This window comes from Pedobacter sp. B4-66, from assembly GCF_018492665.1.
Lineage (GTDB): Bacteria > Bacteroidota > Bacteroidia > Sphingobacteriales > Sphingobacteriaceae > Pedobacter.
In genome coordinates this window covers 14578-37906 of sequence record NZ_JAFVME010000003.1, presented here as the reverse complement: position 1 = coordinate 37906, position 23329 = coordinate 14578, and the positions used below count along the sequence as shown (strand labels likewise).

General features: G+C 37.0%; 16 protein-coding genes. 4 read left to right on the top strand and 12 right to left on the bottom strand.

What is annotated here, in order from left to right; genetic code table 11:
* Window positions 1-61 precede the first annotated feature (61 nt).
* Window positions 62-970 carry an SMP-30/gluconolactonase/LRE family protein gene (locus J1905_RS04670; RefSeq protein ID WP_250317999.1) on the top strand — a complete coding sequence of 303 codons (909 nt, stop codon included), beginning with the start codon at window positions 62-64 and terminating at the stop codon, window positions 968-970.
* 65 nt (window positions 971-1035) lie between these two features.
* On the opposite strand, the gene J1905_RS04665 is transcribed toward J1905_RS04670, so the two are convergent.
* Window positions 1036-1824, bottom strand: a complete 789-nt coding sequence (locus J1905_RS04665; RefSeq protein ID WP_250317998.1) for a phosphatase PAP2 family protein — start codon at window positions 1822-1824, stop codon at window positions 1036-1038.
* Window positions 1825-1957: 133 nt separating this feature from the next.
* On the opposite strand from J1905_RS04665, the gene J1905_RS04660 reads away from it, so the two are divergent.
* Entirely contained in the window at window positions 1958-2668 is a 711-nt protein-coding gene (locus J1905_RS04660) for a DUF4488 domain-containing protein (protein ID WP_214226078.1), read from the top strand.
* Window positions 2669-2689: 21 nt separating this feature from the next.
* Window positions 2690-3778, top strand: a complete 1089-nt coding sequence (locus J1905_RS04655; protein ID WP_214226077.1) for a Gfo/Idh/MocA family protein — start codon at window positions 2690-2692, stop codon at window positions 3776-3778.
* A 14-nt stretch (window positions 3779-3792) separates the two neighbouring features.
* Here J1905_RS04655 and J1905_RS04650 read toward each other — a convergent pair whose 3' ends face one another.
* From J1905_RS04650 to J1905_RS04625, 6 genes are all read right to left on the bottom strand, one after another.
* The gene (locus J1905_RS04650) at window positions 3793-4539 is read right to left on the bottom strand and encodes a LytR/AlgR family response regulator transcription factor (protein ID WP_214226076.1); all 747 of its coding nucleotides are present in this window, start codon (window positions 4537-4539) and stop codon (window positions 3793-3795) included.
* Between the two features lie 89 nt (window positions 4540-4628).
* A complete protein-coding gene (locus tag J1905_RS04645; protein ID WP_214226075.1) occupies window positions 4629-5951 on the bottom strand; it encodes a RagB/SusD family nutrient uptake outer membrane protein in 1323 nt (440 codons plus the stop codon).
* An 11-nt stretch (window positions 5952-5962) separates the two neighbouring features.
* Window positions 5963-9328: a SusC/RagA family TonB-linked outer membrane protein gene (locus J1905_RS04640; protein ID WP_214226074.1), complete on the bottom strand. Its 3366-nt coding sequence runs from the start codon at window positions 9326-9328 to the stop codon at window positions 5963-5965.
* 25 nt (window positions 9329-9353) lie between these two features.
* The gene (locus J1905_RS04635; protein ID WP_214226073.1) at window positions 9354-12008 is read right to left on the bottom strand and encodes a zinc-dependent metalloprotease; all 2655 of its coding nucleotides are present in this window, start codon (window positions 12006-12008) and stop codon (window positions 9354-9356) included.
* Between the two features lie 79 nt (window positions 12009-12087).
* Window positions 12088-13710, bottom strand: coding sequence for a sensor histidine kinase (locus tag J1905_RS04630; RefSeq protein ID WP_214226072.1), 1623 nt, complete (start codon window positions 13708-13710; stop codon window positions 12088-12090).
* Window positions 13711-13740: 30 nt separating this feature from the next.
* Window positions 13741-15249 carry a bifunctional GNAT family N-acetyltransferase/carbon-nitrogen hydrolase family protein gene (locus tag J1905_RS04625; RefSeq protein ID WP_214226071.1) on the bottom strand — a complete coding sequence of 503 codons (1509 nt, stop codon included), beginning with the start codon at window positions 15247-15249 and terminating at the stop codon, window positions 13741-13743.
* Window positions 15250-15730: 481 nt separating this feature from the next.
* On the opposite strand from J1905_RS04625, the gene J1905_RS04620 reads away from it, so the two are divergent.
* The gene (locus tag J1905_RS04620) at window positions 15731-16387 is read left to right on the top strand and encodes an ATP-binding cassette domain-containing protein (protein WP_214226070.1); all 657 of its coding nucleotides are present in this window, start codon (window positions 15731-15733) and stop codon (window positions 16385-16387) included.
* Window positions 16388-16503: 116 nt separating this feature from the next.
* On the opposite strand, the gene J1905_RS04615 is transcribed toward J1905_RS04620, so the two are convergent.
* From J1905_RS04615 to J1905_RS04595, 5 genes are all read right to left on the bottom strand, one after another.
* Window positions 16504-17256 (bottom strand): hypothetical protein, encoded by a 753-nt coding sequence (locus J1905_RS04615; RefSeq protein WP_214226069.1) that lies wholly within the window; start codon window positions 17254-17256, stop codon window positions 16504-16506.
* A 23-nt stretch (window positions 17257-17279) separates the two neighbouring features.
* Window positions 17280-17858: a cupin domain-containing protein gene (locus J1905_RS04610; protein ID WP_214226068.1), complete on the bottom strand. Its 579-nt coding sequence runs from the start codon at window positions 17856-17858 to the stop codon at window positions 17280-17282.
* A 72-nt stretch (window positions 17859-17930) separates the two neighbouring features.
* The gene (locus J1905_RS04605; RefSeq protein WP_214226067.1) at window positions 17931-20489 is read right to left on the bottom strand and encodes a DUF5686 and carboxypeptidase-like regulatory domain-containing protein; all 2559 of its coding nucleotides are present in this window, start codon (window positions 20487-20489) and stop codon (window positions 17931-17933) included.
* A gap of 185 nt (window positions 20490-20674) precedes the next feature.
* Window positions 20675-21940: a sensor histidine kinase gene (locus tag J1905_RS04600; protein ID WP_214226066.1), complete on the bottom strand. Its 1266-nt coding sequence runs from the start codon at window positions 21938-21940 to the stop codon at window positions 20675-20677.
* 5 nt (window positions 21941-21945) lie between these two features.
* Window positions 21946-23319 carry a sigma-54-dependent transcriptional regulator gene (locus J1905_RS04595; RefSeq protein WP_214226065.1) on the bottom strand — a complete coding sequence of 458 codons (1374 nt, stop codon included), beginning with the start codon at window positions 23317-23319 and terminating at the stop codon, window positions 21946-21948.
* Window positions 23320-23329 lie beyond the last annotated feature (10 nt).

Below are 23329 nucleotides of genomic sequence, written 5' to 3'. Positions count from 1 at the left end.
GCACATTTCTATTATCTTGGGCATTTCCTTAATACACAAAACGAACCAAATAACAATGAACATGAAAATTACACGTTTCAACATCCTCACACTCCTCCTTACAGTTTCGTCGTCTTATCTATCCGCACAAAACCTAACCTCTCATCCAAGTAATCTTTTTGCAGAAGATGATGTGAAACTTGTATCTTCCGATTTCAGTTTTACAGAAGGCTGCTCAGTCGATAAAAACGGAAATGTGTTCTTTACAGATCAACCAAATGATAAGATATGGAAGTATGACACAGATGGTAAACTCTCAATCTTCCTGGATAAAACCGGAAGAGCTAATGGAACCTATTTTGATAAAAAAGGAAATTTGATTACCTGTGCCGATGAGTATGGCCAATTATGGTCAATAAGTCCTTCAGGTAAAGTAAAAATCATTTTAAAAGATCTGGAAGGCAAACAACTAAATGGACCAAACGATATTTGGATACATCCAAACGGAGATATGTATTTCACAGATCCATATTACCAGCGTGATTACTGGAAAAGGACTTCACCAGATCTTAAAAGTGACGACGTTTACTACCTTGCTAAAGGCAGTAAAAAGGTAAAAGTTGCGGCTGATGGCATAGTAAAACCAAATGGCATAGTCGGAACACCTGATGGTAAATACTTATATGTATCTGACATTAATGCTGGAAAAACCTACAAATACGCCATTGAAAAAAATGGTGAACTAACAGGGAAGCAATTGATCATTAATAAAGGGTCTGATGGAATGACACTTGATGAAAAAGGTAATGTATACCTGACTTTAGGTCCTGGTGTCTATATATATAATCCTGAAGGTAAAATGATTGCCGAATTAAAAGTGCCTGACGGGCCAAGTAATGTTTGTTTCGGAGGTAAGAACAGGGACATCCTTTTCATTACAGCACATAAGACCATACACACTTTAAAGATGAATGTTAAAGGAGTAGAATAATAAAAAAGAGAGGATGAATTTTGAAGCATCCTCTCTTTTTTTATTTACAAAAACGCTTTACTAATTTAAAAAGTACCGCTTAAAGAAAATCCCATTGTATGCTGCTGATAAGATGGTGCAACAGTATAATTGAAATTCTCCTTTCCAGTAATCAATCTTTTCAGTTTAGGATAAAGAAAATATGATAATTTAGTTGAAAGAATACCAAAACCAGCACCAGCAACAACATCGCTAACCCAGTGTTTATTGTTGTACATCCTCAAGATACTAGTAGCTGTCGCAACAGTATATCCCGCATAACCATACCATGGCGAAACATCTTTATATTCCTGATTTAAAAATTCAGCTGCAGCAAACGCATTGGCTGTATGTCCTGAAGGAAAAGAGTTGTAACCAGAACCATTAGGTCTTAACCTGTGTGTAGCTTTCTTTAACACAGATACACTGCCGCCCATAATTGCAGAAGATAAAACATATATTCCAGTAGCATCGAGTAAAGAATTTTTACCCTTTATGCCCATTAAATTAAGTCCGTAAACCGCTGCCGCCGGAGTAAACTGCATGTAATCGTCCGCATGTGCAGCAAATAATGGATGGTCTTCCTGCAACTCATTTTTTGTAGTATAATCCAATCGCCTGACCACATTGTCACCAGCTAGCGACACCACACTATAACCAATAAACACTGCGGGAATAATAAAGGCAGTAACTTTAGGCTTGTAATCATTTGTAGCCCTTAATGTGGTATCTGATCTACCAATGACAGCTTCTTTTAGTGTATCTTGACTTTGGGCAAAGATAGCCCCTGGCATTATAAGCAGTGCCAGTACACTTAACAATTTCCTATACATCATTTAGTTGCTTTAATCCCTTTTAAGAATTTTGTATTAAAGATGATGGGTAATTTTGGAGAAATACTGTAGATAAAATTTCGAAATCATGGAATGTTTTCTATCTTTAACACAACCACCTATAAATTAAACCATTATGAAAAAGCACCTAATCTCGCTCCTATTTGCGATTTGCATTTCCTTTACAACTGTTCAGGCACAAACTAATTCTCTAAACGGCGCATGGGAATTCAATGATGGATCAGATCAACATCAGCTTTTTTTTGAAGATGGCTATTTTATACATACAGTGCATCAAGCCGACAAGTTTATAATGTCGCGTGGTGGCAGCTACGAAACAAGTAACGGCAATATTAAAGCTAAACTATATTTTAATAGCTCCAAATCATCCACTGTTGGAGAAGAATTAAATATTCCCTTTGAAGTTTCTACCGATAAGCTATCTATGGATGTGCCCGCTGGGCATGTGAATTTTAACCGGGTTGATGATGGAAAAGCGCCATTAGCAGGTGTTTGGCGTATAACCGGTAGGATGCAAGAAGATGGAAAGGTTGCAGACATTCACCAAACCGGTTCCCGTCAAACCTACAAATTACTTACAGGAAAGAAATTTCAATGGGTTGCAATAGATCCTGATAAAAAGGAATTTTCCGGAACCGGAGGCGGTTCATACACTTTTAAAGATGGAAAATATACAGAACAAATTGAGTTTTTCTCAAGAGACAACAGCCGTGTAGGAGTTTCATTAGTGTTTGATGGAAAATTACAGGATGGCAAGTGGCACCATAGTGGATTGAGCAGCAAAGGCGCAAAAATCTATGAAATATGGAGCAAAGTAAGTGAATAAATAAAATCTAACAATCATTATATGCAAAAGTACCTTGCCATTTTCCTCTTGGCATTTTTCTCATTACAAGTTAAAGCACAATCTAAATTAAATGTTGTATTAGCTGGCCTTAGTCACGATCACGTAAACCTAATTATGGACAGCTATCGTAAAGGCGAAGTAAACATCATAGGAATTGCAGAAGAGAATCCGGTTTTGGTTGAAAGGTATAAAACACGTTTTAAACTTGCTGACTCAGTCTTTTTTACCGACTTAAAAGAATTATTAAAACATCGTAAACCTGATGTAGTACTAGCCTACAATGCTATTGAAGACCATTTAATGGTGGTAGAAGCCGCAGCTCCTCTCGGAATTTCTGTGATGGTAGAAAAACCCCTAGCCGTATCTGTAAAACATGCAGAACGTATGGCTGCACTTGCCAAGCAATATAAGATACATCTACTAACCAACTACGAAACCACATGGTATCCGAGTAATCAGGAAGCATATAACCGAATTAAACAAAACAATACCATAGGTGATATTAGAAAAATAGTAGCCCACGATGGTCATCAAGGTCCTAAGGAGATTGGAGTAAGCAAAGAGTTTCTGAGCTGGCTTACTGACCCAAAGAAAAATGGTGGAGGCGCAATTATAGATTTTGGTTGTTACGGTGCAAACCTTATGACCTGGCTTATGAATGGAAAAGCTCCCATTTCAGTTACAGCAATAACGCACCAGATTAAGAAAGATATTTACCCAAATGTTGATGATGATGCAACCATATTACTTGAATACCCTACGGCTACAGGAATAATTGAAGGCTCCTGGAACTGGCCTTTTGGTATAAAAGACATGGAAGTATTTGGCAAAACCGGATACATACAAGCTGTAAACTCCAATACTTTACGCACTAAAGAAAATGGAAAACCAGACTATCAACTTGAAGAGGCCAAACCCCTATCTCCTATTTATAGCAATCACCTTAACTATCTTTCTGCTATACTAAAAAATGAGATAAAACCAGATAATGATTTATCGTCATTAAGCAACAATTTAATTGTGGTAAAGATTTTGGAGGCGGCTAAACTTTCAGCGAAAGAAGGACGCAAAGTCATCTTAACAAAATAACGTGATAGGTTGTATTACTGATTTAGCCAATTTTTAAACGCTTCAGCCCTTTCTTCACTAACCACTACTTCTACATCAGCAGGTTTTGGAGAAAGGATAATTCTAACCCTATTTCTGGAGAGCTTATACATTTCCTTAATGGAATTGATATGAATAATGAACTTGCGGTTGATTCTAAAAAAATCAGTAGCATTAAGATTAGGTTCTAAACTACTTATCGTCTCTTCTATTATGTAATTTTTCTGATCTTTAGTTACCAGGAAGAGATATTTATCTTCAGCCATAAAGTATGCAACCTCATCTGCAGCTACTGTTTTAATCAGCTTACCAACTTTTACCATAAAGCGGTTTCGAGTCTTCCCAAATAGTTCATCTATTTTTTGAGGTAGTACATTTGACTCTTTAGTTTTTAAAATACCATTCAGTTTAGTCAGTGCCGCTCGAACATCATCTTCATCAAAAGGTTTTAAAAGATAATCTATACCTTGATTTTTGAAAGCTTTAAGTGTGTATTGATCATAGGCTGTCGTAAAAATAACAGGACTATTAATAACTACCTCTTTAAATATTTGAAAACTTTCTCCATCTCCAAGATGAACATCCATAAAAAGAAGATCAACTGTATTGCTTTTAAACCAGTTTACCGCATCCTCAATTGTACCTAAAATACCAAGAACCTGAAGCTTAGGATCAATATGCTTAAGCATATTCTGCAACGTAGTTGCAGCCAGCTCTTCATCCTCAATAATCAGTACAGTCATGCTTAAATTATTAGGAAGTAAATGTAAAAAAAAACTCCGGCCTGTAAAAACAGACCAGAGTTTGAAGAAATTATTTAAATGCGATGTTATTATTTCAGTTCTGGGTTATTAGCCAAAGCTTCTCGTGGAAATTTAACCGTATACCTTGGGTCATTTTTAAGCAGTAAGTAATCTTTTCCGCTTACAGTATGTTTGATTTGTGATTGTCCATAACGTCTTAAATCATACCATCTGTGGCCTTCAATGGCAAATTCACGCTCGCGTTCCGCAAGGATTTCTGTCATTAAATCTTCGGGCAACAAATCTGAGATCCGACTTGCTTCCGTTTGATAATATGCCGGTTTTAAGCGTTTTGCTTTCAGCGCAAGCAAGCGTTGTAATGCCAGGTCTTTATTGTTGGTCTGCAATGCAGCTTCTGCAGCAATCAGGTACATTTCTGCGTTACGGAAAGTGATTTTTAAAGCATTGGAATTGCCTTTTATGGAAACGTAATCTGAACCGGATTTGCTAAAGTACTTCGAGAAACGAAGATCGTCTGTCTGATTGTAGATACCAAGTAAATGGGCTGAGATAAATGATACATTAGAAGATCTGGAATCCATTACGTCTTCCATCGACATGATGTTTTCTTTAGATAGATAGTTGTTTGGCAGCAGGCTTTCGGTAACATTGAGGTCTTCGAGTGCACTGTTTGTTTGCAGCACGCCTTGGGCAGCGGTAAGGGCTTTATCCCATTCTCCTCTGAATTCATATATCCTGGCATAAAGTGCTTGTGTAGCGGTTTTTCCGAAACGATAATTTGTTCCACTATCCCATTTATCTACATTTAGTAATTGCTCACCAGCAGCTAGGTCGGAGAAAATCTGCGTATAAACACCTTCTATAGTAGCTAAAGGAAATTTCTGCTCAATGTCTATGGTTGTTGCAAGCGGTACGCCACGGTCTGTAGCTGCAGTTGCTTTATCATAGGGTTTGGCATATAAATTAAGTAATTCAAAGTGCGAATATGCTCTTAAAATATAGGCTTCAGCTTTAATCTGACTGGCTACTGCCGTAACACCTACTTTATTGTCGATATCTGCAATGACCTGGTTGGTAAAAAAAATGGTTTTATAAAACTGAGCATATGGAAATGGAGCAGTTAGCCCATCCGGATTAGCGTCCTGCCAGGTATAGATATCACGTACAGTTTGAAAATCCTGACTATATTCATCCAAGGTTAATTCGTCTGTGCGTAAAGCAAGCAAGGCTTTGTGCTTAGGGAAGTTGGCATAAGCAGAGGTCATTAAACTTCTGAAATCTTCTGCGGTAGTTGGAATTACCTTGCCTGTAGGTTCTATTTCTAAGAATTTTTTACAGCTACTTACAGTTAGTGTAAGTAATGCTGCGCTTAATATGATTAATTTCTTCATTTGATTTAACATTAAAAAGTTGCATTTAAACCAATAGATACGCTTCTTGTGATGGGTTGAGCATAAATATTACCATAGGTTTCCGGATCGAAATAACCTTTGTAATCAGATCCGAATACGAACATATTTCTGCCCTCTACGCTGATTCTTAAAGTATTTGCTTTCACTTTTCCTGCTATTTTAGCTGGAAGGCTATAGCCCATACGGATGCTGTTGATCCTGATGTAGCTCATTTTTTTAGCCCAGATGTCAAGGTTGTTATAAGAATAACCAGGGTCATTCCCATTTAACCAGCTGTAAGCCATCCAGCGACTACCGTCACCTGTATCGTTACCAATGATTGCTGGCAAGTTACTGCTAGTGTTGGTTGGACTCCATGCGTTTAATACTTGTTTGTTGTAATTCTGACCACGGTCTAATGATGCAGGATTGTAAGGTGGCGTTTCTATAACCCACTGACTTAAGTTAAAGTTTGCTGCAATAGCTAAGTCAAAGTTTTTGTAACGGAAACGGTTAACTAAACCTCCTGTGTATTTCGGGTCACGGTCTCCAACGTAAGTAAATAAGTTCTGATATTCTTTATCACTCAGATTACTTTGTGCCAACTGGCCCGGGAAGAAATCTGCATATGGATCATACAGTTTGTAGAAATCCTCCAGGGAAACTACTTTGCCGTCTTGAACAAATTGAGGAATTCCATTGGCATCTAATCCTGCTGTTTTAATTACAAACAATGGATTGATAGAATAACCTTCTTTTGAAGGGGTTAGTGATTTTAAACTTACTTTCTCTCTGATCACCTTGCTCTTATTATGGGCAAAGTTAAAATCTGTCCACCACTGGAAGTTTTTGGAGCTGATGTTCCTGGTAGAAATGGTCAATTCAAAACCTCTGTTTCTAACTTGTGCCCAGTTTGCATTGGTAAAATCGAATCCGTTTTCTAAAGATAGTTCCTGAACACCAATCAGGTCTTTACTAGATCTGTTGTAATATTCTGCAGTTACTTGTACCGCATTGTTAAATATACCAAGGTCTACAGCTGCATTAAACGTTGCTGTTTTTTCCCAGCGCAGTTTTTGATTTGGCGGATTGCTTACATTGATAGTCGGTTCTGTATTTCCAGGTAAAATAGTGGTCTTGTCATATACACCAACTACATATGGAGAAGTGTTTTTGTCAATATTTCCTTGAATACCATAAGATGATCTTACGCGTAAGTTCGAGATCCATTTTACATCCTTAACGAAATCTTCTTCTTTTGCATTCCATGCACCAGATACAGAATAAATAGGTAAGTATTTGTATTTGGGGTCTACACCAAACAGATCAGATCCATCATAACGTACGCTTCCATAAACTGTATATTTTCGATCATAGGTATAAGAAAGGGTACCGTAGAAAGAGGCATAGGCGTTTTCAAGCAAGTTCTTTTGGTAAGCCCTATATGGACTACTTAAACCACTAGTATAGTTTGAATTTGGAAATATAATCTCCTGGCTGGTTAAGGTACGGTCATTATAACCAAATCCCCTGGTCATAATTCCCTGATTCCTTGTTCTGCGGAACTCAGCTCCTGCTAAGGCTTCAATCTCATGCTTTTCATTAATTACTTTATTAAATTCAAAGATATTTTTCCAGTTGTATTGAAAGAAAGAAGTATTTTGGTTCTGAATTACACCGCCTTGTGGCAAGAAATATTCGTATTTTTTAGTAGCAGAGTTGTAATAACGAGTACCTTCACGGAACTTTCTTACGTAATAAGTGTCCTGACTGCCATACTTTTCGGAACCGTTTTCTTCAAATTGCAGGCCCATTTCTGAACGAAAATTTAGTTCTTTAATGATTTTGTAATTTACATCAAAAATTCCTTTGAAGCTTTTGCTGTTTAGGTTATACCTGGTGTTTTCACGCTCTTCGATAATATTAAAAGGAACAAAAACATCACCTGTTAAAGTTGATGATCCCTGGATATCCGGGTCATATACATAGGCACCATTTGCATCTTTGATGCTCAGATATGGGTTTGCATTTCTCACATATCTGGATGGACTTGTGAATGCACTGGTTTCTGTTAAGTAATTTTTTTGATTAGTTACTGATCCAAATAAGGCGGCGCCGAACTTTAGTTTAGGAGAGATTGTAAAATTTGTTTTTAAGGTAGTATTGTACCTTCTTAAACCTGTACCAATGGTTGACCCTTTTTCATCATAAAAGCCACCTGAGAAATAGTAATTGGCTTGATCTGTTCCGCCAGATATTCCAAGGGTGTATTGCTGGTTTACCGGAGATTGATACAATTCTTTACCCCAATCGGTATTTACATTTTTCAATGCATTAATCTGCTCTTGTGTGCCGGTTTTAAGACCGGAAAATCCGCTGTTGCGGTAAGTTCCCAGTTCGCCTGTTTTGTTTAATATTCTGGCAACGGCACCCAGGTTATCTCTGTAGGTTAGATCTGCTCTGGAAGCTAGTCCAAGTTCAAAATCAACTTTTTCTCCTGCATTCATCAGGTTAAGTTTACTGAAATCAGGACGTTCTCCAATAAATGTGTTGGCACTGAAATTTATGGTTGCAGGACCTTTTTTACCCTTTTTAGTGGTAATTACAATCACTCCATTTGCAGCTCTGGCACCATAAATAGCGGTTGCTGCGGCGTCTTTTAAAATGGTGATGTCTTCGATGTCATCCGGATTTAAGCCGGCGATTGGTAAATTACGAAGCTGATCGATATTCTCTTTGTCCATAATGTTCTTCGGAAGGTCGGTACCTTCTAATGGTAAACCATCCAATACCCACAATGGATCTTGTGAACCATTTAAAGATACAGTACCCCTAATGCGAATTTTAGGCGCAGATGAAGGTCCGCCATTTAAACTGGTTACGGATACACCTGCAACCTGCCCTTGTAACATTTGGTCGATACCTGAAACCCCCGTTTGGCGGATCTTATCGTATTCCAATTTGGCCACTGAACTTGTGTTTTTACGTTTAGCAATATCGGTATATCCGTTTACGATAACTTCTCCAAGTATATTGTCACCATTTTCAAGCGTAACATTTACGTTGTTTTTACCTTTAATGCTAACCATCGCTGAGTTATATCCAAGATAACTTACGCGAATAGTTTCTGTCCCCTCAGGGACATTTAAAGTAAACTTACCATCCACATCGGTAACTGTACCGATAGCTGAATTCTGGATTTGGCCAGGTACTCCTGTTTGTTCTCCAATGGTCGATTTTTCCACGAAAACTGATGCTCCAGGTATTGGCAACCCATCGGACCCCATCACCTTTCCGGTAATTGTTTGCTTTTGCTGGCTAAATCCAGATAGACCAAAGCCAAGCAGAAGAAGTAATAAAAGTATTGGTTTATTCATTATATATAGTTTGATTGAGTATACATTAGTTCATTTTAAGACTCTGGCGAATCCGAAGAATCAAATCCTGATAATGACCTTTTGTACCCTCATCACCAGTGTATTTGTATTTTTCCAATAAGGATAAAATTTGAACAAGCTCTCCGCGTTTTGCTGCTGCCACATCCGAAGTTCTACTCATAGAACTAACATAAATGGTCTTCAAAGCGGATACAGTACTCACATCTGACGAAGGCGCAAAGTTCGGAATTTCTTTTTCTATTCCCAGATCACAACCTGCTGGAAGGTTCATGGCTGTGTCATCCTTTAGTGTTTTTTTAGTCACTTTTTCAAGCATTTTATCTGTGCTTACCAGTAATACATCAATGTAGTTCTGCTGTAGCAACCTATCTGTAATAGAAAGCCTTAGCCCTTTAGTTGTTTTAGCAAAAACAGTAGTCCTGATTTCTTTTAGTAATTCAGAAGCAGTGAACACTTTTTCCTTTCCCTGAAGCAATTCCATTTCAAGCATTCTAAGCAAGCGTTCTTCACCTACCAGACTATAAAGCATGCCATACTGAAACTCACGTCTTAAGTTGTAAGGGCCATACTCAAATGGTCCATACGGTGTATCTTTAACCGGGAAAGTTTTGCTTAACAAAGCTTTATTAAATAACCAATCTGGCATATTAAAAACTTCTTCTTTCAGGTAATTAAGCGATTGTTTTTGTACAGCGATAGGAACTGGTGTATAGGTATTTTTACCATCACCACTTACTGTGTTTTCTAAATAGTAACCACCAATATTTCCTGCAACATGCTCTGCATAAGTTTGCCATTGTCCTAAAGCAGCCATGTATAGCTTACCTGCTTGATAATAATCTTCACCATCTGCTGCAGACCATTTAGCTATTTGGGGGATTAAGCGTTTTAGATTAGCTAATCCATAACGACTTGCTTTTACGGCATCATCACCTAGGTCTTCAGACTGAGAACGTGGATCAACAATATTTAAGCTGCTCTGTTGTTGACCGAAACGATACATAGGATCGTTAGCATGAGCTTTAATCCAACTGCTCAATACGGGTAACTCATCATGAGCATCCTGAACATCAAGCCATCTGTAACCCCATGCAATTGCATACTTATCATAAACACCAATCTGTGGAGTAATATTGGTAACCTTATCTTCTGGTTGTGCTACATAATTAAAGCGTGCGTAATCCATAATGGAAGATGCTGTTCCCCCCATCCTATTTGTAAAAGATGGCGATCTTAAAGAATCTACCGGATAAGAAGCAGAAGCACTCATGTTATGCTTTAAACCCAATGTATGACCTATTTCATGAGATGATACAAAACGAATGGCATGTCCCATACGCGCATCTGACAATTTATTGCCTCTGACTTCTTTATCGATAACACCTGTTTGAACACGCATCCAATATTGCAAAGACGTCATTACATTATGCCACCAGATTACATCTGACTCCAGAATTTCTCCAGAACGAGGATCAACAACCGCTGGCCCCATTGCATTTGATTTTGGTGATGCAGCATAGGTAATTTCCGAGTAACGAATATCATCACCATCGTAATCTGCTGTATCTGTAACTTCCTTGGCCAATATGGCATTTTTAAAACCTGCCTGCTCAAAGGCCTTTTGCCAATCAACAACCCCTGCAATAATTTCCTTTCTCCATTGCGGTGGAGTTGATGGGTCAATATAAAATACGATTGGTTTAACCGGTTCTACCAATTCACCTTTCAAATAGCGTGCACAATCTTCAGGTTTAGGTTCCAATCTCCATCTGGTGATTAATTTCCTAACCTCCATTTTATGTTGTTTATCAGAAAAGTACCATCTTGGAGTATCAAAAAAACCTACTCTATCATCTGAAAAACGAGGCTTCATAGGAGTTTCCGGAAGTAATAACAAATTAGTAGTTACTGAAACACTAATTGGAATACTATTTTGACCCTCAGTAACTCTAGTACTTAATAATGCTCTTACTACAATATTTTGAGGGAAACTTTTTATACGTTCAATAGCTGATAACGATGTTTTTGGAGCAGTGCCTAGCCCTATATCAGTAAATACATCATTAAAGCTTTTCTCAGTACCATCAAAAACTTTGTTCATTTTAATAACAACAGCCGATGAGTCTGGTGAATAAGCTTCAATTTTAAATGACTCAATTACGGATCCTGTAAAATTATCATTTACCGAACGGGTAATGGCATCGCCTTTCACAGACTCTACCTGAGGAACTATGGTTTTAACCCATACTGTTCCTGCAAGTTTATTTCTTGAAAATCGGATTACCTTATTTTCAAAGTTCATTCCTTTGTTTAAACCTGATTCGTTAAGCGCCAAGGGCACAGAAGAGATCTTGTTAACCAATAAAAAGTCTTTGTTCATCAGGTTCAAAGGAACCTCAAAATAGTAATCAGACTCAACCTGGTGTACCTTAAACAAACCATTTACAGTGGTAGCTTTTTTAAGCAATTCAGCATAAGTTTTCATGCTCTTGCTTTTGGTACTATCACTGTCCGACTTTTTCTTTAAAGAATCAGTAAGTGTTTTTTTTACAACGGGTTCAGCTTGTTTTTTAGGTTTTTGAGCGTAGATATTCGCTCCGCATAAAATTAAAAAGAGTACTATTGAAACGAATTTCAAAGGTTTTTTATCCAAAATCATGCACCAAAATCCCTCTTAATTAGCAGATTATGAAATTATGAGGAGTGAGCACGCAACTATAGGAAGTGAAAGCGCAGTTTTAAGGAGTGAAGGAAATATTAATTAGAGGTAAGAAACACCTGTACTCATCTCCCACTATGCCATGCTTTAAACGGAGTTCACCAAAATGAGTATAAGCCTGCTGAAGATAGTCCAATCCCTGCTTGCTTGAATCCTTAACATCATTCCGTAATTGCAAATTATTAACAACCCAAATACCATCTGCATCACTTTGTATACTAATCCTTAATGGATTTGTTTTGGAAACGACATTATGTTTAACTGCGTTTTCTACCAGCGTTTGTAAACTCATGAAAGGTACATACCCATTAGCATGGGCATCAGAAATATGAATATCTAATGGTTCTAAAGCATCCCCAAAGCGAATTTTTAATAAAAAGAAGTACTCTGTAACAAAACGAACCTCTTGAGATACTTGTGCTAGTCCATCAGGAGCAGGATCAAGCAAGTAACGATACACTCTTGAAAGTTTAACAACAAATGATTTTGCAAGGTTAGGTTGCTCATCTATTAGTCCGTTTAGGGAACTTAAGGAATTAAAAAGGAAATGAGGATTCACCTTTTCCTTAAGCTTATCCAGTTGCAAAATCGCATTCTCCTTTTGCTGTCGTTCTGAAATAAGACTTAAAGCTTGCTTCTCCATCGACAATTCCTTTCTGTTCATTTCGGCCTGCTGGCGTAACATAAACTCTTTTTGCCATTTGGTTTGTGCCCAGGCAATAAGTAGTAAAATGATAAAAGCCGACGAAATAAACATAAACAAAACATACTTTTCAATCACCTTAACATCCTCATCTACGGCAAGAAACGGAGTATCAACAACCATCACCCAGCTCATCCCTGAAATATTTAATGGAGTGTAATATCGAACCACCGGAATTTTCAAATAATCAGAAGTTACCGTTTCGTAACTACTAATGCTATCTCCTAAAACCGTTTTACCTGTTAATGGCGTAACCGGTTCAGACATCTTTGTTCCGATTAACTTTTCTTCAGGATTTGTAATATAATAACCTTCCTTGCTTGCAATAAATGCGTATGCCCTACCTGTAGTATCAACACTCCACAAATAATGCTGCAGCTGCTTAAGATTAATATCTAACCCAAAAATCAGGACAGATGAGTCGGCCAGTTTATGCTTTGATCCAACAAGCCAATGCAATGAATCATCCTCATTAATCAGTTTTCCACTTCTTAGGGTGGTGTCTTTACTGGCCATCTCGCTTTTGATCCAGCTACGCTGATATTCCAAAACACGTTTCTGTTTAAAAATATTCCCTGTTTTACTAATTGCTTTAAAAGTGGTATCGCCATTATGTGCAATAGCATACCAACCGTAATTCATCTTTGGATGACTCAATAATAATGATCCAACAACCTGTTCTAAAGAATTAAAATCACTTGTAGAAGCAATCCTATTCATAATGGCTTCAGAGTTATTTAATCCCCTCATGAAGCCATTAAATTCATTACGAACAACGCTAGATTTCAGCTGATAAACCTTAGTCGCCATATCTATGCTGATCTGTTCCGTGCGACTATTGAACTTTCCGGTCATAAAAAGCCCTATCAAGGTAAAGCATAAGAATATGAATATTCCTATTCCTATAAAATACCTGGAACTGTATATGGCTAACTTCATCTAGGCAAAGATAGCAGTATAAAATTTATCTTATTTAAGCAGTTTAACTTCATAAAGGTCATTACGCCTATCTTTAAGTATCCTAACGGTACCAAAATGATGTATTTCATCTAAAAGGTGAAGATCAACATCTACCACAAGCATCATTTCTGTATTCGGCGTAGCTTCAGCTTTAACTGCATTAGTAGGGAAAGCAAAATCGGAAGGCGTAAATACGGCCGATTGAGCAAACTGAATGTCCATATTATTTACCTTAGGTAAATTACCTACACATCCTGCGATTGCCACATAACATTCGTTTTCTATAGCTCTCGCTTGAGCGCATCTTCTTACACGGGTATAACCATTTTGAGTATCAGTAAGGAATGGCACGAACAAGATTTGCATACCTTGATCTGCATAAATTCGACTCAATTCTGGGAATTCAACATCATAACATATCAAAATCCCTACTTTTCCGCAGTCAGTATCAAACACCTGAATTTTATCACCTCCTACCATACCATAATACTTTTGCTCGTTTGGTGTGATATGAATCTTCCTATATTCTTCTGTTTTACCATTCCTGTGGCATAAATAAGTAGCATTGTATAGCTTATTGTCTTCAAGGATTGGCATGCTGCCAGAAATGATATTTACATTGTAAGAAACGGCATACTCTTGAATTTTTACTACGATTTCTTCAGTAAGCTCTGCCAGCTTGCGCATTGCCTCCATTTCCGGCAAATCGTTGTACGGCTGTAAAAGTGGCGTATTGAAAAACTCCGGAAACATAATAAAGTCAGATTTGTAGCCACTCACTGCATCTACAAAGAACTCTACTTGTTCATAAAAAGATTCCATGGTAGGGAAAAGACGCATTTGCCATTGAACCAAACCAATGCGGATGGTTTTCGCAGAGCGCGCAGAAGCATCAACTCCTTGATAATAAATATTATTCCACTCAATTAGCGTTGCAAATTCTTTAGACTCGTGGTCGCCTGGAAGGTAATTCTTAAGTACCTTTCTAACGTGGAAATCATTAGACAATTGAAAAGTAAGCGTAGGATCATACAATTCTTTAGCTTTTACTTTATCGATATACTGTCTAGGACTTAAGGTCTCTGCATGCTCATGATAACCTGGGATTCTACCACCAGCAATAATGCTCTTTAAATTTAAGCTTTCACAAAGCTCTTTTCTAGCCTCATAAAGTCTCCGTCCCAAACGTAGTCCACGATATTCTGGTGATACGAAAATCTCTATTCCGTATAAGGTGTCGCCATTTGGATCATGGGTTGAAAACGTATACCTACCGGTTATCATCTGATAGGTGTGTTTGTCTCCATACTCATCATAGTCTACTATAATAGATAGTGAACAGGCCACCACCTTATTGTCAACAGCGATACATAACTGGCCTTCAGGAAATAGTTTTAACAGCTTTGCTATGGTTTGCTTGCTCCATATTTGGCCGCCAAGGGTATCATATGCCTGCTCCATAGACTCTTTGAGATCATTATAATCCTCAAGTGTCAGTTTTCTAGTTTCAATATTCATGAGTAAGTAGGGTTATAATTGCTAGTGCACATAAATAGTGCCTGAAATTGTATTGTACAACGGAATTAGGTAATAGCCAAAGCTATATTCCAAGAACTTCTTACTATCTTTAGCAAAGTGCCGAAGGCTTAATTTCCCATCGGATTTAACACTTCTAAACTATTCAACCGAATATTAAAATGCTAAAAATTAAAACATTAAGACTAATGTTCACTTTTTACCTGAGCTATTTCACTACAGCTTTTGTATTAACTCTGGTATCTGCATATATGTTATCTAAACTCGGATCAGGCGCTTTTACATTAATATTTTGGTTCAAAATGGCTACCTACGGCATTATCATTTATTATATAAACAATTACAAAAGCAAGGAGTTCTATTATTATCAAAATCTAGGTATACCAAAACTTACTTTATGGATTAGCACATTAACCTTTGACTTCATCCTATTTATAACTCTTTTAATTTACGTAGCCTCTAAATGATACATAAACTTGAAGTTGATAGTGTTTTCCTTGAATTTGGTGAAAGACGAATTTTATCTGATATATACTTAAAATGTGAAACCGGAAAAATAACCGGTTTATTAGGTAGAAACGGAAATGGTAAAACCTGCTTAATGAACATTATTTATGGGAATCTAAATCCCAATAGCAAATCTATTCGTTTTGATGATTTAACTGTTCTAGCAGCGTATAAACGACCAGACCTTCTGTTGTATCTTCCACAATTTAATTTTATACCTCAAACATTAAGTTTAAAAAGAGTGTTTGCCGACTTTGAACTTGATTTCTCCGAATTTGAATCTCGTTTCCCAGAGTTTAAATCTAGAAACAGTAGTTCATTAAAAAGCCTATCAGGTGGCAATAGAAGATTGGTGGAAGTGTATATTGTGCTAAAGGCAAAATCTAAGTTTGCCATGCTGGATGAACCCTTCTCTCATTTAAGTCCAGTAATGATTGAGGCTGTTATGGAACTAATGAATGAGGAAAAGATGAATAAAGGACTGTTAATTACAGATCATATGTTCAGAAACATAATAGAGATCAGCGATAGTCTTTATGTTCTAACAGGAGGAAAAACTCATTTGACAAAAGAAGTCGAAGAACTTGAATTTCTAGGTTATGCAAAAGCTTAGCCTTTAGAACCATTGATGCTACTCCTCCAGCTCCGTTATAAGAATGACATCACAAAAAAGGCAATCTTAACGGAGAGGAGTTTCGCATATCTAACTACAAACTGTACAATTGGGATTTAAAAAGTGTACTTAACACCAAGACCACCACTTTCAGCAGAGAAACCGCTGCTTCCGTAGGTATCTTTTAACTGGAAACTAGGCTGCCAATCGGCACTAATTGCTATTGGCAAACTGCCTATCTTATATTCCAGTCCTAAAACTCCGGCAAGGCCAAAATAAAAATTACTGCCCTCCCCATACTGATCCATATAATCAGAGATTTCGTCTTTAAAAGAGAAGGTTCCTGCATAAACGCCGCCTCCAGCATACCATTTTAAACCTTCTATACCTTTTATATCATTATGGTATTCATACAAGACACCTAAGCCTATATCCGCTCCTACACCCGTATATCCTCTGTATTTAAAAATCGCTTCTACCGCATGCTTTTCTTTAAAAAAGTGCTTTCCTGTAAGTGCAATACCCCACAAAAACTTTAACCCTAGTGCGGTTTTGTAAGAAGTTTCTACTTTCTCTTCTTTTGCCGAAGTATTCACTTTAGCGCCTTTTTCTTCTGCGGGCGCTCCAACAGATTTCACCGCTTTTTCTGGAGTGCTAGCAGACTGGCTTTCTGTAGTTTGTTTTGTTTGCGCAGTTGAAACTGTTTGTGTGGTCTCATTAACTTGCGCAGTTGGGTTTGCTCTTGCTGCTTTTTTCTGTACTATAGTTTTATTTGACTGCTTTTTGCCAGCTTGTTTTTTTGTCTGTGCCTGAACAGAAAGCCCCAAAAAAAGGATCAATAATAGAATAGGTAATTGTTTTCTTTTCATTTTAATTAGATTGTTTTTACTTGTTATAGATTACTCTTACCCGCTAAAAAGTAACGGAGAGGTTGATTAAACTTATTTTTGTAATTGTGCACTTTAAATAAGGGCTTAAATAGAATAGACATTACAGTCAAAACACCCATAGGAATTTTGGCCAGACGAAAAGTTTGATTGTATTTTTTTAGTAGGAATACGAGTATTGGTAATGGGGGAACCCCTGTATCATTAGTTTTGCCAGTATTGGCCAATTGAGTCAATGTCGTAAGGAAATGCTCTGTATCCATTGCCGGATATACCTTCCAGTTCACAAGAGCATCCATGAGTCCCTCGTTCCACATACTATGCCTAACTCCAGGTTTTATTTTAATAGTAGCCCCACTCCTGTATATGCGACTTTCATTTCCTATACGAACGGTAAGCTCTCCTTTAAGTACCTTGAAATATTCTTCCTGATGAGGATGGAAGTGTACGGGAGGTTCTTTAGAAAACAGCGGATAAAGAGATTCCATCTCAAGTAACTCCCCGTTTGTATCTTTGGCAGTCTGTATAAATCTGATGACCTGTCCGGTAACTCGATTTGCTATTTCCTTGTTGTTGAGAGACATAGTTCTAAATATCTGTTTAGCAAAACAACAGATATTTCATCAACAAAAGTATTCGGATAACACCCGTTTTATTTAGAAATCAAATTTCACTCTTGCGCGGATTCCCCATTCAGAAACCATTGGGTTATTAAGATAAGTGAAGCGTTTTACCATATCCACTCGCAGTATTTTAAAAATATTACCTACACCTACACTACCTTCAATATATGGTTCTTTACCTAAAGAATTTGTAATAGGTACACCATCCTGGTTAAGTACAAATTGCATTGTGTTATTGTTAAATGCTGGGTTATTTTCGTTTCGCAAGCCACCGTATAATGCCTTAAATGACATTACTTCTCTAAGCTTCAGTTTTTTTAATAATGGCACTTTATTAAAGAAGAATCCATTAAAATTCTGATCAATATTGATGCTTGCATAATGATCACTAACAAACTCCAAAAAGTTCATTAAGTTATAGGATTGCAGTTGATATGCATAAGTTTGATTGGCCCTATGAATGGACAATAGCGGAAAAGGTACTTTACCTAAAATATAACCTCCCTCAAGTGTTACATCGGTGTACCCAAATTGTGATAGGTAAAAACGCTTATCAACACTCCCTAGGAAATTATGGTAGCTATATTCACCACCTAGCACACCTTTTAAGCCAGCCGTATATCTGAAATTAAAAACAGGGTACTTACCCACAAATGGAGTACGATAGATCTTGCTTTGATAAAACTTTTCGTTAGGTGCATACCTTAACTGAAGTGATATTTCTGAAGTATTGATCTGATTACTTTTAATCAAATTATTGTCACTTGAAGTGGCAAAATACAAAGATCCCGCAGGTGATTGATTCCATTTACGCAAACCAAGGCTATAAGAAAAGTGGTTTTCAAATTCATGTACATAATCTACTCTGTAAAAATCATTGTACAACATCATATCGTTTGTACCTCTCTTAAAGGATAACAAAAAGTTATCTTCTTGAACAAACTGTAATTCCTGCCCTGGTATTTTTGTATCTCTTTGAAAGCTTGCTCTTACATAATTCTGTGGAAATGAATAGATCGACTTATTGTTTAGTGAATAAGTTCCACTCAGAAAATACTTCCATTTTGTATCGTTAAACCCATAAGCCGCATAGGTCTCGAAATAATAGCGTTTACTAAGTGCAGGAGTAGTTCTTCCCCCTAAACGTAAACGAAACCCTTCTACACTGTTAAAGCTGTAAAAAGTGTTTACCGGCCCCATTTCAAAAGGTCCAAAATCTTTATAGCCTGCAAAGAAAAGCGTAACCACATCCATTGTTCTCTTAAAAGATGGAATGGTCTGCAACGTATCTAAATTATGATATACTTTTAAATTTGTACCACTCAGAGCCTCCGGGCGATTATCCACCCAAAACTGTTCTGATCTGTTGCCTGCGTCAGCAACTACAACAGGAACTGCTGAACCGTGATAGGTAGTATCAGGGTGTTCCTTATTTATTAAATAATCTTTAAAATTTACAGTTCTCTCGCCAGTAAACCCTGTTCCTCCTTTTTTACTTAAGCCAAAATCAACGATCAGATTACTCTTACTTAAGTGATAACGTTTGTCTGGATTTTGCTCAAAATCAAGCTTAGCCTCCAACGCTCTAACAAAATTCAAATTGATATCCTTATTTACAGTAAGGTATGCGTTCTGAACAGCATAATTACCATCTAAGGTGATGTAAAGCTTACCTTCAAACAATAGATCTGTATTATTTCTTGGCATAAAAGAAAGCTCCACAAGCTTTGGATTATGGTTTTGAATCGTATCTGTAATGAAGAACTTATAAAAAGTAGGTGCTCCATCGGCAATTGGACTTAGCAATTGATTACTTACAACAGAAATGTTATTATCATAGATATCTATATCCTGATACATTCTATCAAAATACGCTGTTAAGCCCTGATTATCAATAAAACGTTCATCAAAATTAACCCGTTTATCTGCAATTACAATGGTTTTCAGTTTCTCAGGACTTTTACGAAAGTAATTATTTGAAAGCTTCTCTTGCTGAAATACCGGAAGCGTAGTTTTACCCCCTATTTTGGTAGAGTCTTGTTCCTGAAACAGGAATTTATAGTTACGGAATATCCTTTTGTTTTTAAACTTATCAGAAAGATTACTCATAGAAAACATCATTCTTTCGTATTTCTTATATTCTACGAAATCATAATGATCCATACGGTTCTTCGATTTATTAGCAATCACTTGCCTGATCAGCTCTACTGCAGGATTATCCTTATTTTTATATTTTGGTCTTTTGCCAGCTGTAATCACCACCTCATCCATTTGGGTGGTTTCGCTTTGCAACTGCACATTTATAGTTTGTGTTTTGCCTGGAGTAATTGTTTTAATAACAGATTTATAACCGACATAGCTAAATTTAACCTGTGTATGGTTATCACCAATCGTTATACTATATTGTCCATCAGCGTCTGTTCTGCCACCCTTTTCCGTTCCGGTAATTAAAAATGAAACATAAGGTAAAGTTTCCTTTGTTGTAGCATCAGTAACCGTACCGTTAACAACCGTTTGCTGGGCTTTTGAAGTAAAAGCAAATGCTAAGAGTAAAACAATTGACCCTATATATTTAAAAAATTGATGTTTCATTATGTAATTCATTTGCCTTAATCCTGCTAACCCAATGGTATTTACCGGACATGCTCATTCAGGATGTCGACAAAGGTACATCTCAACTTTTGAATATTATACTAAAATAGTCAGGATAAAGTCTTCAGCTAGATGTTATGACATCAAAATGAAAAAGCAAAAAAATAAATAATGTAAATAACTGATTATCTAAGCTGAATAACAAAATCTGTTTGTCCTGGCTGTAGAGTTTTTAAGGAGAATACAAAACCGTGATTCAGTAATATCTCCCTAACCAGAGTAAGGCCAATACCTTGACCATCTTTCTTTGTACTAAAGAATGGGCTAAAGAGCTGCTCATTTAAGTCTTCTGATATACCCCTTCCATTATCAGAGATTATCAGTTTCTTTAATTTAATATCTAACACAAACCGAACAACACCCTCTTGTTCAATAGCTTCTACTGAATTTTTAACTACATTAATCAGTGCTTGTTCCATTTGCTGAGAATCAGCTGATATGTAAAATGGAGTATTTGATAACTCAAATTCGAAACTAACACCACTTTCCTTTGCTTTAATATGCATAAAATCAGAGACTGAATAAATTAAGGCGACAAGGTCAACCTGAAGCTTATTTACCGGTGTCAACTTTACTAGGTCTGCAAAATTTCTCATAAACAGATTTAAGTTCTGGTTTCTGGCCACAGCTACATGCATCGCATTCTTTAAAGATGATTTATCAGCAGAAGCCCAAATATCATTGGCATCTAAAGCCATATTAATGATTGAATTTACTGGCCCAACCGTATTATTAACTTCGTGCGCCATCATCCTGATCACTTTACCATAAGCATTCTTTTCTGCTTCAAAAATCTCTGTGGTTACTTCTTCGATCATCACAAACATGCGAGGAAAACCTCTGTCTATAAAATGAGATTTCTGAACCTTGTAGGTATTTAAACTACCTATCCTTATAGTTTTAGATTCTCCAACTTGAAGCGGTTCAAACTGAGCTAAAAGTAGTTCTGGATTTGAACCTAGTATTTCTTCTGCTTTTGGATTAATTTGCTTTACAAGGTTATCATAATCAAGTATAACGATACCTGTAGGCGAAGTATGGATCAGTTTTTCAAGAAAAAAGTGCTGCGCTTCCTGCTTTGTCCTTTCTTCCCTTAAAGCATCCATCATTTCATTATACACATCTATCAGCTCATCTGTTTCTTGTTTTCCGGTAGGTAAAAACTTAACATTAAAATCACGGTCATTGATTGCACTTATCCCCTCTCTCAGGTAATTTAAAGGCTCAACAAGCTGTCGATAAAGACCAATTGAGATCACCACCGAAATGATAACCAAAACTTCAGAAACTATAAAAATCACCTTATTCTTCTCCAGAATAAGATAGCTAAGCCCTAAAAAGACAAGATGAAGAATGACAATAAAAAGGATATACTTAGTCTTTAGCTTCATTAAGTTTAATCTTCGGCTTCATTAAATGGAATCTGATACTTCTCAAGTCTGCGGTATAGGGAGTTTCTGGTTATTCCAAGAGAGGCGGCAGCTTTGGTAATCTTATTTTGATGAAAGCTCATTGCCCTCTTAACCATTTCAATTTCCATCTCCTCAAGTGTAATACTGCCTACACCAGGCATTTGTAGATTTGCTTTTTTTACTGGGGATAATTCCAATTGAGCCTTAAAATCATCAATACCAAGTTCGCTATTTTTACAAACTAAAATGGTTCGCTCTACCAGATTTTTTAATTGTCTTATATTACCCGGTAACTCTAATTGTTGCAGCCATTTCATTGCATTAGCCGATACCGATAACAATGGGCGATTGTAAATTTCTTTAAGGTTATCAATAAAGAAATTTACCAATAAAGGTATATCACCAGATCGTTCACGTAAAGGCGGTAAATTAATGGTGATCAGGTTGATGCGATACAACAAGTCTTCTCTGAAAGTGCCCGCACCGACCATTTCATTTAAGCTTTTATTAGTTGCGCACACCACCCTGACATCCACGACTTTACTACGGCTACTACCCAATACTTCATATGTTCTATCTTGCAATACTCTTAATAGCTTAACCTGACTACCTGCCTCGAGTTCCCCTATTTCATCTAAAAAAATAGTTCCCTTGTTTGACATTTCAAATCGTCCAGTCCTGTCGAAACGCGCATCAGTAAATGCACCACGGACATGACCAAACATCTCACTTTCAAACAACGAAGAAGATATCCCTCCAAGATTAACCTTTACAAAGGGTTTATTGCGACGCAAACTATTCTCATGGATTGCTTCAGCTATTAACTCTTTCCCTGTTCCGCTTTCTCCTAGAATTAGCACCGATGCATCAGTTGTTGCTACCTGTCCTATGGTTTCCAATATATCAAGCATTCGAGGGTCTTCCGCAATAATCTGTTTAAAATTATACTGCTTATCTAGTTGTTTCCGACTGCTGTTCTTTGTTTTAGCGATATTTAACTCAAGTAGTGTTTTAACTGATTGCAGAACGTGTTCATTATTCCAAGGCTTATTTATAAAATCGTTGGCTCCAAGTTTCATACCCTGAACAGCCAGCTGAATACTTGCCCAACCTGTAATCAGAATTACAGGAACACCAGCATCAATCTGCCTGATACTACTCAGCAATTCCATACCTTCTTTTCCTGTAGTATCAATGGAAAAGTTAAGGTCAAGAATAATCAGTTCCGGCATTTGCCTTTTGATGATATTTAAAGCCCCCACAGCACTATCAGCTTCCTGAACTTTATTACCTCCGCTTTCAAGCAATAAAGTTAAAGAAGTCCTTACAGCAATATCGTCATCTACAATCAATATCATATACAAAGTT